The sequence below is a fragment of the Bradyrhizobium vignae genome (assembly GCF_900324035.1).
GTDB lineage: Bacteria > Pseudomonadota > Alphaproteobacteria > Rhizobiales > Xanthobacteraceae > Bradyrhizobium > Bradyrhizobium vignae.
Genome location: NZ_LS398110.1, coordinates 6416080 through 6429722 on the forward strand (window position 1 = coordinate 6416080; position 13643 = coordinate 6429722).

12 protein-coding genes are annotated in these 13643 nt (G+C 64.6%); 6 read left to right on the forward strand and 6 right to left on the reverse strand.

Annotation, left to right across the window (positions count from 1 at the left end):
- Positions 1 to 45: 45 nt before the first annotated feature.
- The 5 genes from BRAD3257_RS31110 to BRAD3257_RS31130 are packed head-to-tail and all read right to left on the reverse strand — an operon-like array spanning position 46 to position 5414.
- On the reverse strand, positions 46 to 2133 hold the full coding sequence (locus BRAD3257_RS31110) for a HAMP domain-containing methyl-accepting chemotaxis protein (RefSeq protein WP_122405059.1): 2088 nt from the start codon (positions 2131 to 2133) through the stop codon (positions 46 to 48).
- A gap of 38 nt (positions 2134 to 2171) precedes the next feature.
- Positions 2172 to 2633: a chemotaxis protein CheW gene (locus BRAD3257_RS31115; RefSeq protein WP_162500418.1), complete on the reverse strand. Its 462-nt coding sequence runs from the start codon at positions 2631 to 2633 to the stop codon at positions 2172 to 2174.
- Entirely contained in the window at positions 2633 to 4729 is a 2097-nt protein-coding gene (locus BRAD3257_RS31120; protein ID WP_122405061.1) for a chemotaxis protein CheA, read from the reverse strand. Before BRAD3257_RS31120 ends, BRAD3257_RS31115 begins: the two co-directional genes overlap by 1 nt.
- Positions 4726 to 5091, reverse strand: coding sequence for a response regulator (locus tag BRAD3257_RS31125; RefSeq protein ID WP_122405062.1), 366 nt, complete (start codon positions 5089 to 5091; stop codon positions 4726 to 4728). Before BRAD3257_RS31125 ends, BRAD3257_RS31120 begins: the two co-directional genes overlap by 4 nt.
- On the reverse strand, positions 5091 to 5414 hold the full coding sequence (locus BRAD3257_RS31130; protein ID WP_122405063.1) for an STAS domain-containing protein: 324 nt from the start codon (positions 5412 to 5414) through the stop codon (positions 5091 to 5093). Before BRAD3257_RS31130 ends, BRAD3257_RS31125 begins: the two co-directional genes overlap by 1 nt.
- 264 nt (positions 5415 to 5678) lie before the next feature.
- Between BRAD3257_RS31130 and BRAD3257_RS31135 the strand changes: the two genes are divergently transcribed.
- From BRAD3257_RS31135 to BRAD3257_RS31145, 3 genes are all read left to right on the forward strand, one after another.
- Positions 5679 to 6806 (forward strand): HD domain-containing phosphohydrolase, encoded by a 1128-nt coding sequence (locus tag BRAD3257_RS31135; protein WP_122405064.1) that lies wholly within the window; start codon positions 5679 to 5681, stop codon positions 6804 to 6806.
- A 185-nt stretch (positions 6807 to 6991) separates the two neighbouring features.
- Positions 6992 to 7660 (forward strand): hypothetical protein, encoded by a 669-nt coding sequence (locus tag BRAD3257_RS31140; protein WP_162500419.1) that lies wholly within the window; start codon positions 6992 to 6994, stop codon positions 7658 to 7660.
- A gap of 19 nt (positions 7661 to 7679) precedes the next feature.
- Positions 7680 to 9827: an adenylate/guanylate cyclase domain-containing protein gene (locus BRAD3257_RS31145; RefSeq protein ID WP_122405066.1), complete on the forward strand. Its 2148-nt coding sequence runs from the start codon at positions 7680 to 7682 to the stop codon at positions 9825 to 9827.
- Between the two features lie 85 nt (positions 9828 to 9912).
- Here BRAD3257_RS31145 and pobA read toward each other — a convergent pair whose 3' ends face one another.
- Positions 9913 to 11085 (reverse strand): 4-hydroxybenzoate 3-monooxygenase, encoded by a 1173-nt coding sequence (pobA, locus tag BRAD3257_RS31150; protein ID WP_122405067.1) that lies wholly within the window; start codon positions 11083 to 11085, stop codon positions 9913 to 9915.
- 50 nt (positions 11086 to 11135) lie between these two features.
- Here pobA and BRAD3257_RS31155 point away from each other — a divergent pair, with 50 nt between their 5' ends.
- The 3 genes from BRAD3257_RS31155 to BRAD3257_RS31165 all read left to right on the forward strand — a co-directional run bounded on the left by BRAD3257_RS31155 (position 11136) and on the right by BRAD3257_RS31165 (position 13593).
- Positions 11136 to 12041, forward strand: a complete 906-nt coding sequence (locus BRAD3257_RS31155; RefSeq protein WP_122405068.1) for a helix-turn-helix domain-containing protein — start codon at positions 11136 to 11138, stop codon at positions 12039 to 12041.
- Positions 12042 to 12157: 116 nt separating this feature from the next.
- Positions 12158 to 13249 carry an IS5 family transposase gene (locus tag BRAD3257_RS31160; RefSeq protein WP_122402508.1) on the forward strand — a complete coding sequence of 364 codons (1092 nt, stop codon included), beginning with the start codon at positions 12158 to 12160 and terminating at the stop codon, positions 13247 to 13249.
- Positions 13249 to 13593 (forward strand): hypothetical protein, encoded by a 345-nt coding sequence (locus BRAD3257_RS31165; protein ID WP_122402509.1) that lies wholly within the window; start codon positions 13249 to 13251, stop codon positions 13591 to 13593. The genes BRAD3257_RS31160 and BRAD3257_RS31165 overlap by 1 nt, the downstream gene beginning before the upstream one ends.
- Positions 13594 to 13643: the final 50 nt, after the last annotated feature.

Below are 13643 nucleotides of genomic sequence, written 5' to 3' on the forward strand. Positions count from 1 at the left end.
GGTGCGTCCATTCGATGTTGGGAGAGGCCCGTTCGGACCAGCCAGTCAGCGTTGAAACTCCGCGTCGCGATCGTCGCCGCCAGCATCCATGTCGAAGGCGAAGCCGCCTCCCGCGCCGGCAACCTTCAGGGCTCGGGCCGGTTTGGCAGCGGGCGCCTTGCCGCGGCGATCGACCGCCGCCATCTTCGCCGCCTGGGCGCGGAGCTGTCCAACGGCCCGGTCGATCTCCTGAGGTGCGGCCTTCGCTCCGCGCGCAGCGTCATCGATACGGAAGAACGAGATCGTCGACTGCAACTGCTCGGCCTGGGAGGCCAACTCCTCGGAGGTCGAGGAGACCTGCTCTGATGCGCTGGCGTTCTGCTGGCCGACCTTGTCGAGTTGCTGGATCGCCTGGTTGATCTGGGCCGAGCCGACGTCCTGCTCGCGACAGGCCGCGGTGATCTCCTGAACGAGCTCCGCCGTTTTCTTGATGTCGGGCACCAGCTTGGAGAGCATCTCTCCGGCCTCCTGGGCAACCTTGACTGTTTCGCTCGACAAGGTGCCGATCTCGGCGGCGGCGGCCTGGCTGCGCTCGGCGAGTTTGCGCACTTCGGAGGCGACCACCGCAAAGCCCTTGCCGTGCTCACCGGCACGGGCGGCTTCGACGGCAGCGTTGAGCGCGAGCAGGTCGGTCTGCCGCGCGATCTCCTGAACGATCGTGATCTTTTCGGCGATGGTCTGCATTGCCTGAACGGCCCGACCGACAGCGCTGCCGCTGGATTCGGCATCGCGCGCCGACTGTGCGGCAATCTTCTCCGTCTGGTTGGCGTTGTCGGCGTTCTGCTTCACGTTGGACGCCATTTCCTCCATGGAAGACGAAGCTTCTTCCGCCGAGGAAGCCTGCTCCGTCGCACCCTGCGACAGCTGCTCGGCGCTGGCGGAAAGCTCCTGGCTGCCGGCAGATACGTTCTGGGCCGCGGTGAGAGCTTCGGACACGACCTGACGAAGCTTCTCGACCATGACGTTGAGAGAACGGACGAGATCTCCGATCTCATCGTTGCTCTTGACGGCGATCGTCTGGCTCAGATCGCCATTGGCGACCGCGCCGGCGAGGCTGACCGCGCGCGACAAGCCGTGGCTGATGCTGAGTGCCATCATGACTGCCGATCCTACGCCAAGCAGGAGTGACAATCCGATGACGCTGACCAACATGATCTTTGCGCGAGCGGCATTCTGCACCGACTCCGCGGACATCTCCGCCATCTGCTTCTTGACCAGCGTGATGTACTCGCCCGAGGTTGCGATCGCGTCCATAGCGTTCGCCTTCCCTTCGGTCGCGGCAAGCGTGGTTGCCCTGATATTACCGCCCTCCTTCACGATTTCCGCCACGCGGGAGACGACATTGACGAGGCGATCCGTCTGAGCCACAAAGCTCGCGGGCGACACGCCGGCCGCGGTGAGGGGGGCGACGGCCTGCTTGGTTGCCGCCTTGAGCGCTTCGTCTCCTTCGCTGATTGACTTGATCGCGGCATTCAGCTCCTCGACGCTGGAGGCCGAGAACGACAAGGCGACCTGCCGCTGCAGGCGGACACCTTCGAGCCTGATGGCATGGATCGCCAGAACGGCGCTGTTCTTCTCGGCGGAAGGCGGCAGGCGATTCAGCTCGGCGAGAGACGCATCGAGCGAGTCGTTCCAATGCTTCAGAATCGGCATCGCGTCGGTGGTCCACAGCTGGCCGCCCCGATAGTTCGAATTCTTCATCGCGAGCCCGACGATGACGTCCTCTCCGGCATTCATCTTGTCGTAAGACGCCGAGAACTTGTCGAGCAGGTGCTTGCCGACGTCAGAAGCGGTCGCCTTGATCTCGGTAAGAAGACGACTCACCTCGGCGCGATACTTCTTGATCTCATCGGCCAGCTTCTGCATCTCCGCGTCCGTGGACGCGAGGATGATGTCGCGCTCCGCCCGGGTCTGATAGAGCACGTTGTTTTGCAGCTCGCCGGCCCTGTCGATGCGCGCCGCGCGCACCACGAAATCCGCGGAGACCTCGACCTGATCCGAAAGCTTCAGAAAAGCCAGTCCACCCGTGAGTCCCGAAAGCACGATGATCGCACCAAACGCGCAAGCCAGCTTTGCCTTGATCGTGAATCGCATATCGAGCCCCTAATTTACCGGCCTTCTCGAGACCGCTCTCAATTCAAAATGCGTTCCATGTTGGGAACGATAACGAACTCTTCACGCCACTTCGCGATAAAACGAATGAACTCAGGCTTCCAGTGCATGCCGACACGCGGCGTCTGCTGCACATCGGCCTGCGAGATCTCCGTGACCTCGTAAACCTTGTCCGCGGTCACGCCGACCAGCACCGGTTCGTTATCGATCTCGATTTCGATCACGACGATGCGGGTGTCGGCGGAGTTGTCGAGCTGCGGCATGCCGAAACGGATGCGCAGATCCGCGAGCGGAATGACGTTGCCGCGCACGTTGATCACGCTGGGAACGAAGGCTCGCGCGCCCGCAACCTGGGTCACGGGAACGGGATCGATGATCTCGCGCACGAGGCCCGCGTCCAGCGCGAACTTCTCCTCGCCGAGGCCGATCATCACGACCTGCATCGCACTCGACTGCTGCTCGCCCGCCAACCCGCCGTTCATCACGCCGCCTCGTTGATATGCTGCTTCTCGAACTTCGACTGCGCCAGCGAGACCAGCTGCGCGACGTCGAGGATCAGCGCCGCCGTGCCGTCACCCAGGATCGTCGCGCCGGAGAAGATCGTGACGTCCGAATGCAGCTTGGACAGCGACTTGATCACGGTCTGGTGGTTGCCGATGATCTGGTCGGCGACGAGGCCGACGCGGGTCTCGCCGGTCGAGATGATGATCGTCTTCTGGTGCTGGTCGGGCGCACCGGATGCGGCCATGAGCTCGCGCAAGCGCAAGAAGGGCACGAGGTTGCCGCGCACGTTGAGGAAGTTGCGGCCGCGCGAGCGCTCGTCCTCGGCCGTCAGCTCGACGCATTCCTCGACCGCCGAAAGCGGGATGATGTAGCGGCCTTCGCCGACGCGGATGAGCAGGCCTTCGATGATCGCGAGCGTGAGCGGCAGGCGCAGCGTCACGGTGGTGCCCTGGCTGGGCCTGGTCGACAGGTCGATCGAGCCGCGCATGTTCTCGATGGTGCGCTTGACCACGTCCATGCCGACGCCGCGGCCGGACAGCGCCGAGATGGTCTGCGCCGTCGAGAAGCCCGGGTGGAACAGGAATTGATGGATCTCATGGTCGGTCAGCACGGCGCCGGCCGCGATCAGCCCCTGCTCTTCCGCCTTCGCGCGGATGCGCGCGGTGTTGAGACCGCCGCCATTGTCCTTCACCGTGACCAGCACCTGCGCGCCCGAATGCACCGCGGCAAGCTCGATCCGGCCCTGCTCGGTCTTGCCGTTGGCGGCGCGCGTCGCGGTATCTTCGATGCCGTGATCGATGGCGTTGCGGATCAGGTGCACCAGCGGATCGGCGAGGCACTCGATCATGGTCTTGTCGAGCTCGGTATCCTCGCCCGAGGTGACGAATTCGACCGGCTTGGACAGGTCGCGCGACAGATCGTGCACGAGGCGGCGGAAGCGGCCGAACAACGAGCCGATCGGCACCATGCGCGCGCCCATCGTGGTGTCGCGCAAGGAGGACGCAAGGCGCTCGATCTCCTCGGCGATCATCTTGATCGAGAGGTCGGAGCCGGAGGCGGCGAGCTGGGTCAGCCGCGCCTGGGCGATGACGAGCTCGCCGACCCGGTCCATCAGCTCGTCGAGGCGCTCGGCCTGGACGCGAACCGTGGCGATGCCACGCTCTTGCTTTCCGTCCTCGCGGCGCGCGGGTGCCGCCTCGCGCTTGATCTCCGGCTTCGTCTCCGGCTTCGTCTCCGGCTTGGCCTCAGATTGGGGTTCCGCCCTTGCGACGGGCTGCTCGGCAACAGCCTCCACCACCGGCGCAGCCATCTCGGCGATCACCGGCTCTTCCTCGGACAGCTGAAACAACGGGACCGGCGCGGGCGCTTCGACACGCTGCAAAGGCGAGAGCGTCAACTTCATCTCGTCCTGGACGAACATGAAGACGTCATCGATGGCGTCCTTGGTGCAGGCGGCGTGCAGCTTGACGTCCCACTTCAGATAGCAGTCTTCCGGCTCCATCTCGTCGAGGAACGGGATGCCGTCGGTGACGGGCACGACGAAGCAGGGACCGAGCTTGCAGAGATCTTCCAACAGATCGAGCGGATTCGAGCCGTTGCGCAGGATATGGGAATCGAACTCCAGATACAGGTGCCAGCCGGCCTGCTTGCTCTCGGGTGGAGACAGCAGCGGTGCCTCGACGACCGGAGCGGCAGGCTTGTCGGCGGAGACGAAGCGCTTGAGGTCGTCGAGGATGGCTTCGCCGATGATGTCATCGGTCGACTGCGGGTCCTCGATCAACGCGCGGATGTAGTCCTTGGCGGCGAGCGCGACCGAGATCAGCTCCTGCGTCGGTTTGATTTCGCCCTTCCTGACGCGGTCGAAGGCGGTCTCGAATTCGTGGGTGAAGGAGGCGACCTTGTCGAAGCCGAACATGGCGCCCGATCCCTTGATCGTATGCAGGGCGCGGAAGGCGGAATCGACCAGCTCGCGGTCGTCGGGACACTGGCCGAGATCGAGCAAGGCCCCTTCAAGAACTTCGAAGAGCTCGCTGGCTTCCTGACGGAAGACCTCGGCCGGGTCCATTGCGCTCATGTGCGCACCAGCTTGCCAACCACCGCGAGCAACTGCTCGGGCTTGAACGGCTTGGTGATCCAGCCGGTGGCGCCGGCGCTCTTGGCCTCCTGCTTTACGGCATCGTTGGATTCGGTGGTCAGGAACACGATGGGCATGCCGACCGCGCTCGGCAGCTTGCGCAGTGCCCGGATCAGCTCCAGTCCATTCATGACGGGCATGTTGAGGTCGGTGATGACGAGGTCGAGCTTGCCCGCTTGCGCCTTGGCGAGCCCTTGCGCGCCGTCGCCGGCCTCGATCACGTTGTGACCGGCCGGCTCGAGCACGACCTTGATCATTTGCCGGATACTGGGGGAGTCGTCGACGGTCAGAATCGTGGCCATTAGATGCCATCTTTCTTTTGCGGGAAATGCTGATCGATCAGCGCATCGCTGGCGAAGCCGGCGCGGCGCAGGGTGTTGCGCAGAGACTGGGAGAAGGAGGTCAGGACCACCGGGCGGCCCTGGGCCTCGCCCGTCTTGGTGGTCGACAGCAGAAGCTGGATCGAGGTCACGTCGGCCTTATCGACGCTCGAACAGTCGATCTCGAGCCGCTCCTGGCGGCCGAACGCCTCGCGAACGAGGTCGTAGACGCTGCGAATGGCCGCAATGCTGCAGTCGGCGGGCAACCGTAACGACCACTTCGGCTCCGTGGGATTGAGCGCCATCGCTGCCCCGCCTTTGCGAAACTTCTAATACACGTTTGACGCGAATCAGATGAGCAAACCCCTAACGGAGGACTCCGTACAACTACGGGTCACATTCCCAAAGACTTCGCGCGAATGCCTGCAACCGTGCATAGCGTGGCGAAATCTCATGCAAGGTGCGCATGTCCATCGCCGCGTATCTGCACGATGCATTTGCTTCGCGTTAAATCGTGCGGGGTATGCAAGAGGCCGTGCCTTTGCCAGCCAAGAGAGCCCCGGCCGCCGATGCTGACCCAAGCGCTCCTGGTTGATGACAGTCGCTCCGTCCTCAACTTCCTGAAACGTCACATCGAGGCCGAAGGTCTGGTCGAGGCCGCCGCCTTCCTCGATCCCGTGGAGGCGCTGGCCTGCGCGCAGGAGCGCGTCTTCGATCTGGTGCTGGTCGACTATGAGATGCCGCATATGGACGGCATCAGCTTCATCCGTGTCTTCCGGACCTTGGCCGGCTGCTCCGACATTCCGATCGCGATGATCACCTCGCGACAGACCGATGACGTCAAGATGGAAGCGCTGCAGGCCGGTGCAACCGATTTCCTGCCCAAGGCGCCGCAAAGCGTCGAGATGACGGTGCGCCTGCGGAATTTGATTCAGCTCGGTGCAGCCGTGCGCAAGCTCAACGATCGCGCCGCGCACCTGGCCAGCGAAGTCGCGGCCGCGACACGAAAGCTCGGCGAGCGCGAGGAGGAGATCATCCTGCGGCTCGCGCTCGCGGTCGAATACCGCGACAACGACACCGGCGAGCATACGCTGCGGGTCGCCCGCTACAGCCGCATCATCGCCGAGCAGCTCGGCCTGCCGGCCCGGCTCTGCCGCGACATCTATCTCGCCGCGCCGCTGCACGACGTCGGCAAGGTCGCCATTCCCGACAATATCCTGCTCAAGCCAGGCAAGCTCACCGACGAGGAGATGGCGGTGATCCGGACGCACGCGACGATCGGCGAGCGAATCCTGGCCGATTCCGGCTGCGAGCTGATCCGGCTCGGTGCGCAGATTGCCGCGGGACATCACGAGCGCTGGGACGGCGCGGGCTATCCGAACGGCCTCAAGGCGGATGAAATCCCGGTCGCCGCGCGCGTGGTCGCAGTCGCCGACGTCTTCGACGCCCTGACGACGCGGCGGCCATATAAGGAGCCGATGCCGCTCGAGGTGGCGCGGACTTACCTCGCTGAGAACGCGGGCCGGCAGTTCGATCCCGCCTGCGTCGAGGCTTTCTTGTCGCGCTGGGACGAGGTGATCGAGATCGCCGCCGGTCAGCGGACGACCTCCTTTCAGAGGATCGAGTCCCCTCTCGTTCCAGCTATGGAGGGTGCGGCGGAGAGCCGTCCGGCCAATCGGCCGAGGCCGACCGCCTGACATGATCAGTTCGCGAACATCTTGCCGCGGCTTCATTTTTCTGCGGTCGCCGGTTTGAACCTGTTCCTGCTAGAGTGGCACCAACAGCTAAGAGTGATTCTGGTCACACTTGCCCCGGCGCCCTGCTGCTAGGCATCGAACCAGGACGGGGCACCAGAGCATCGTCGAATTAGATGAGAATTCCCATGAAATGCCTGATCGGCGCCTGTGTCGGCGCGTTTTTTGTTGCGGCCCCTGCTTTGGCGGAGACTCCTGCCGCGATCGTCGAGGACGTCCAGGGCAAGGTCGATGGCGTCGCGTTCATGGACTATGTGGCGCCGGGCAAGATCATCAAGCTCGGGCCCAAGGCGAGCATCACGCTCAGCTACCTCAAATCCTGCCAGCGCGAGACCATCAGCGAGGGTGTCGTCCTGGTCGGCGCCGAGCAGAGCACCGTGCAGCTCGGCGAGGTCAAGCGGGAAAAGGTGCCCTGCGATACCAATGCGGCAAAACTGTCCGAGCGCGAGGCGAACCAGAGTGCCGCAACGACCTTCCGCACCATGCGGTCGGACGCGAAGGGGATGCCGGCCAAGCTGCCGACGCTCTACGGCGTCTCGCCGCTGGTGCAAGCCAAGGCCGGCAGCACGCTGGTGATCGAGCGTACCGACGGCAAGGAGCCCACGATCAGCGTGCCGCTCAAGGGCGATGCCATGATCGGCGGCAAGTTCTATGATTTCGCCAAGGCCGGGAAGGCACTGACGCCGGGCGGCAGCTATCTCGCCATTCTCGGTGCCAAGCGCTACACCTTCCAGATCGACGCGAGCGCCACCTCCTCGCTGACCCCGATCATCGGCCGCCTGCTGCGTCTCGAATAGGAAGCCTGGCGAAGGCGCGATGCGGCGGATCGGCAGGCGGGATATGGTTGCGGCGATCCTGATCGCGCTCCTTGCGGGCGGGGTCTTCACGTCGCCCCCGCTTGAGACGCTGCAAGGTCTCTCCCTCGACATCCTCACGGCGCTGCGCGGCAAGATCATTGGCGATCGCCGCGATCCCGCGACATCACCCGTCGTCGTGGTGGCGATCGACGGGGAGACCTACGACACGCCACCCTTCAAGGGGTCGCCGACGCAGACCTGGACGCGCGAGATCGGCCGGGTGCTCGGGAGCATCGCTGAGGGCGGCGCCAAGGTGATCGGCTTCGACGTCATCTTTCCGAGCTCGATCGAGCAGTCCGAGATTCCCTTTGGCGAGGCGCCGCTCGGCGCGCGCATGAAGGGATTTGACCGGGACTATCTGATTGCGCTCCGGCGACTTTCCGACAGCGGCAAGCTCGTGCTCGGCGAGATTCTCAGCAACGACCATCCGGACAGGCCCGACCGCGCGCAGCAACTGGCGGTGAAGAACAACATCCGCGCGCTCAACGTCCATACCGACAGTGACGACGTCATCCGGCGGATGCCGCTGAGCTTTTCCATTGCGGGCCAGCCGGCGCCTGCAATGGCGGTCGAGCTCGCCGCGCGCGCCCTCGGTGCCAAGCCTGAGATCGGACCGACCGGAATGACGAACTTGTCGGGCTATGCCGTCCCCAGCGCGGTGCCCAACACGCTCACGCTCAACTTCCGCGGCCTCGGCCGCGACGTCCCGGCCTATTCATTCGCCGACCTGCGCGCCTGCGTCGAGAAAGGCGACCGTGATTTCTTCCGCCGCGCCTTCGAGGGCAAGGTCGTGCTGCTCGGCACCATCCTCAATTTCGAGGATCGCAAGCTCACCTCGATGCGGCTGTCGGGCGGATATGACGGCTCGCCGGGGTCGCGATGCGCGCTGCCCGCCCCTGCCAGCACCGCGAAGACCCGCAGCGACGTTGCAGGCGTGTTCGTGCATGCCACTGTGGTCCGCAACCTGATCGAGCAGGACGCCGTGACCGAGCTCGGCTCTCCCATGCGGACCATTCTCACATTTGCGTTCGCAGCGATCATCGCCTGCGCGGCTTGCATGCTCGCGCCTTTCGGTGCGGTGATCGCCTGGCTCGCCCTCACCGCCGTTTACACGGCCGCGGCCGTCGGCGTGTTCGTGCATGCGCTGGCACTGCCGCTGACCGAGCCTGCGCTCGCGAGCCTTGCCGCGCTCGCCATGATGACCGGCTATCGCTTCGTGCTGGCCGACCGCGACGAGCGTTTCCTGCGCAAGAGCTTTGCGCTCTATCTCGCGCCTGAAGTGATCGAGACGATGGTCGCCTCCGGCAAGATGCCGGCGCTCGGCGGCGAGATGCGCAATGTCACCATGTTCTTCTCCGACCTCAGCGGTTTCTCCTCGATCGCAGAGACGATGACGCCCGGTGAGCTGGTCACGCTGATGAATGAATATCTCTCCGCCATGACCGACATCATCGAGGGTCATAGCGGTTACGTCGACAAATATATCGGCGATTCCATCGTCGCCATGTTCGGCGCGCCCGCCGACGATCCCGCGCACGCGCGCAACGCGGTGCGTGCCGCACTGAAGTGCCACGGGAAGCTGGCGGAGCTCAATGCCGGCCATCCCGCGTTCGCCGGCCACGGCCTGTCGCATCGCATCGGGCTCAACAGCGGCGAAGCCGTGGTCGGCAACATCGGCTCGCGGCGCCGCTTCAACTACACCGTGATGAGCGACACCGTGAACGTCGCCTCGCGGCTCGAAGGCGCCAACAAATATTACGGAATCGCGATCATGGCATCGGAGGCGACGGTCGCGCAGACCGGCGACACCTTCGCCTGGCGCGAGCTCGATGCCATCAGGGTGATGGGACGCGGCGAGGCGATCAGGGTGTTCGAGCCGCTGGCGGAGATGGGCGCGGAGACCGCCACGCAGGCGAAGGTCGCCGCCGCGTATGCGGAGGGGCTGACGTGCTGGCGGGCAAGGGAGTTTGCGAAGGCGGCGGATGCGTTCGGAAAGACGGCAGAGACCGATCCGGCGTCGGCATTGTTCGAAAAACGCGCGAGAGCGCTTGCGGCAAGTCCACCGCCGTCGGATTGGACACCGGTCAATATTCTGGAAGGGAAGTAGCGCAGAACCCCTCATCCGGCGCTTCGCGCCACCCTCTCACACAAGGGAAGAAGGGATGGCAGCATGCATCTTGCGAGAGCGCTCCCTAGAACGGCAGGCCCACGTAATTCTCCGCGAGCAGGCGCTGCGCTGTCTCGGACGAGAGCAGATAGTCCAGCTCCGTCTGTTGCAGCCGATCCTCATATTCGATCCGGTCGGGGAAGCGGTGCAGCAGCATCGTCATCCACCAGGAGAAGCGCTGCGCCTTCCAGATCCGCGCCAGCGCCTTGGCGGAATAGCCTTTGAGGCCGGAATCGTCGCCGTGCTGATAGTGCGCGAGCATGGCATGGTAGAGATAGTAGATGTCGGAGGCGGCGCTGTTCAGGCCGCGCGCGCCGGTCGGCGGCACGATGTGGGCGGCATCGCCGGCGAGGAAGAGCCGGCCATAGCTCATCGGCTCGGCGACGAAGCTGCGCAGTGGCGCGATGCTCTTCTCGATCGACGGCCCCGTGATCAGGCGGCCCGCGACCTCCTCCGGCAGGCGGCGCTTCAGCTCGGCCCAGAACGCATCGTCGCTCCAGTCCTCCACCTTGTCGGTCAGCGGCACCTGGATGTAGTAGCGGCTGAGCACCTGCGAGCGCAGGGAGCAGAGCGCAAAGCCGCGCGCGTGCTTCACATAGATCAGCTCGGGCGACACCGGTTTCGTGCGCGACAGCACCCCCAGCCAGCCGAACGGATAGACCTTTTCATATTCACGCAGCACGTCCTTCGGGATCGACTTGCGGCTGACGCCATGGAAGCCGTCGGCGCCGACGATGTAGTCGCAATCGACGCGGATCGTTTCATCGTTCGAGCGATACGTCACATAGGGCCGGTCGGATGTCAGATCGTGCGGGGTCACATCCTCGGCGTTGTGCACGACCTTGCCGCCGAGCCTGTCGCGGGCCTCGTAGAGGTCCCGCGTCAGCTCGGTCTGGCCGTAGACCAGCACCGAATTGCCGCCGGAATGCTTGTGCAGGTCGATATGGGACAGCATGCCGTCGTGGGCGATCTCGAACCCACGATGGATCTCGCCCTCGCGGTCCATCCGCTCGCCGCATTGCGCCTCGCGCATCAGTTTCGCAAAGCCGTGCTCGAGCACGCCGGCGCGGATCCGGGCCAGCACGTGATCGCGGCTGTATTTCTCCAGCACGACCGTATCGATGCCCTTGAGGTGCAGCAGCTGGGACAGCAGCAGCCCGGACGGCCCGCCGCCGATGATACAGACCTGAACTTTCATTTTTGCATCCTCCCGTCGGTACTTTTTTGCAGAATCGGCGCCGCAAACCGATGGAGGGTTTCGTCATTGTCTTGTACTATTCGAACATGAAGAATGCCGCCCCTGCTCCGCCGATCCGGGTCTACAATCTGTTCGGCGAGTCCGGCGATCTGCCGGATGTCGTGCATTGCGAGACGATCGCGTCCCGCTCGGTGCTGCACGACTGGACGCTGGCCGTGCACCGCCATGCCCGGCTGCACCAGGTGCTGCTGATCGAGCGCGGCGGCGGCGAGGCGACACTCGACGGGCGCCTGGTGCCCTTGAGGCCGATGCAGATCGTCAACGTGCCTGTCGGCCACGTCCATGGCTTCCGCTTCGTGCCCGGTACCCAGGGCTGGGTACTGACGATCGCGGCGGAGATTCTGGATGAGGCGTTGCTCTCGGCCGAGGGCCTGCGCGGTGTCCTGTCGCAATCGGGCGTGGTGCGCGGCACGCCGCAGATCCGCGCCATCATGAAGCAGATCTTCGCCGAACACGCCGCTCGCCATTTCGGCCGTGCGCACGTGCTCCGCGCCCTGTCGGCGGCCATGATCGGGCTCGTGGCACGCGCACTCACGGGCGAGTGCGGCGGCAGCGGTACGGCAGAAAGCGGATTATTCCGCCGCTTCGAGGCACTGCTGGAGCAGCACCACCTGGAGCGCTGGAGCGTCGCCGATTATGCCAAGGCGCTGTCGGTGTCCCCGACGCATCTCAACCGGATCACGCGGGCGGCGACCGGCGACACCGCCTCGCATCTCATCCTCAATCGCCTGATCCGCGAGGCGCGGCGCAACCTCGTCTACACCAACCTGCCGGTCTCGACGATCGCCTACGCGCTCGGCTTCGAGGATCCTGCCTATTTCAGCCGGGTCTACGCCGCAGCCACGGGCGTATCGCCGCGCGCCTTCCGCGCGCAGCTCCATGGCAGCGAAAGCTGAGGCCCCGGAAGCCAAACCTCCAAGCGTCGCAATCTACTAGCAGGCTGTTGAAAAAGGCGCTCGCCGCCGACCGGCGACCGTGATTCATTGGCTCCGATGAGATTCGGAGATGGTGCGTGCGCGGCGGCGACAATCGAACGGGCGAACTGTTCAGCTACGTCGACCTGGAGGCGCGGGTGCGGCGTAATCATCCGCTGCGAGCGATCCGGACGATTGTGAACGAAGGGCTGTCGGCGCTGGAGCGAGAGTTTGCCGCGCTCTATTCGCCAATTGGGCGGCCGTCGATCCCGCCGGAGAAGCTGCTGCGGGCGATGCTGTTGCAGGCGTTTTATTCGATCCGCTCGGAGCGGCTTCTGATGGAGCGACTGGAATACGACCTGCTGTTCCGCTGGTTCGTCGGAATCGGCGTTGACGACGCAGCCTGGGACCATTCGGTGTTCTCGAAGAACCGCGACCGGCTGCTGGAAGGCGACATCGCGGCCAAGTTCCTGGCGGCGGTGCTGGCGCAGCCCAAGGTGAAGAGGCTTCTGTCGAGCGATCACTTCTCGGTCGACGGTACGCTGATCGAGGCCTGGGCCTCGATGAAGAGCGTCAAGCCGAAGGACGGCTCCGGCGAGCCGCCAGCGCCAGGCGGCGGGCGCAATGCCGAAGCGGACTTTCATGGCCAGAAACGCTCGAATGACACCCATGCTTCGACCACCGATCCGGACGCCAGGCTCTACCGCAAGGGCAAAGGCAAGGAGACGAAGCTGTGCTTCATCGGGCACGGGCTGATGGAGAACCGCCACGGCCTGCTGGTCGACGCCTGCCTGACGCAGGCCGGCGGGCATGCCGAACGGGTGGCCGCGCTGCACATGATCGAGCCTCGTGCCGACCGACCGACAGCGATCACGCTTGGCGCCGACAAAGCCTACGATGCAGAAGACTTCGTCAACGAACTGCGCTCGATGAACGTGACGCCGCATGTTGCACAGAACACCAGCGGCCGTAGTTCTGCGATTGACGGACGAACGACCCGGCACGGCGGCTATGCCATCAGTCAGCGCATCCGCAAGCGCATCGAGGAGGCATTCGGCTGGATCAAGACGGTTGCCGGGCAAGAGAAGACCAGCTTCCGTGGCCGTGATCGCGTCGCATGGGCCTTTACCTTCGCTGCCGCCGCCTACAATCTGGTGCGGCTGCCGAAGCTGATTGCGGAGACTGGCTGATGGCCAAGGTGCCCGGCTTCGCCAAGGCCTTTGTCGGCCGCTGGCGCATCGTCGAGATGGACGTCTGGGACAGCGAGTTCCTCGATCTTGCCGAAGAGGCGCATCTCACCTTCCAGGGCAAGTCCGATGGCGAAATCGCCTTTGGGGCTCTCAAGGGCTTCCTGGACGTGCGCTACGGCGCCCGCGACGGATCGGCCTGCGCCGAGTTCTCATGGGAAGGGCACGACGAGAATGATCCGTCCTGCGGTCGCGGATGGGCTATGATCGGCACTGCGGGCAGGCTCGTCGGCCACTTCTACATCCACAATGGCGACGATTCAGCCTTCGTTTGCGAACGCGGCTGAGTTCTTCAACAGCCTGCTAGGCCGCGGTGCGCGCCGACCGCCTCAATCCG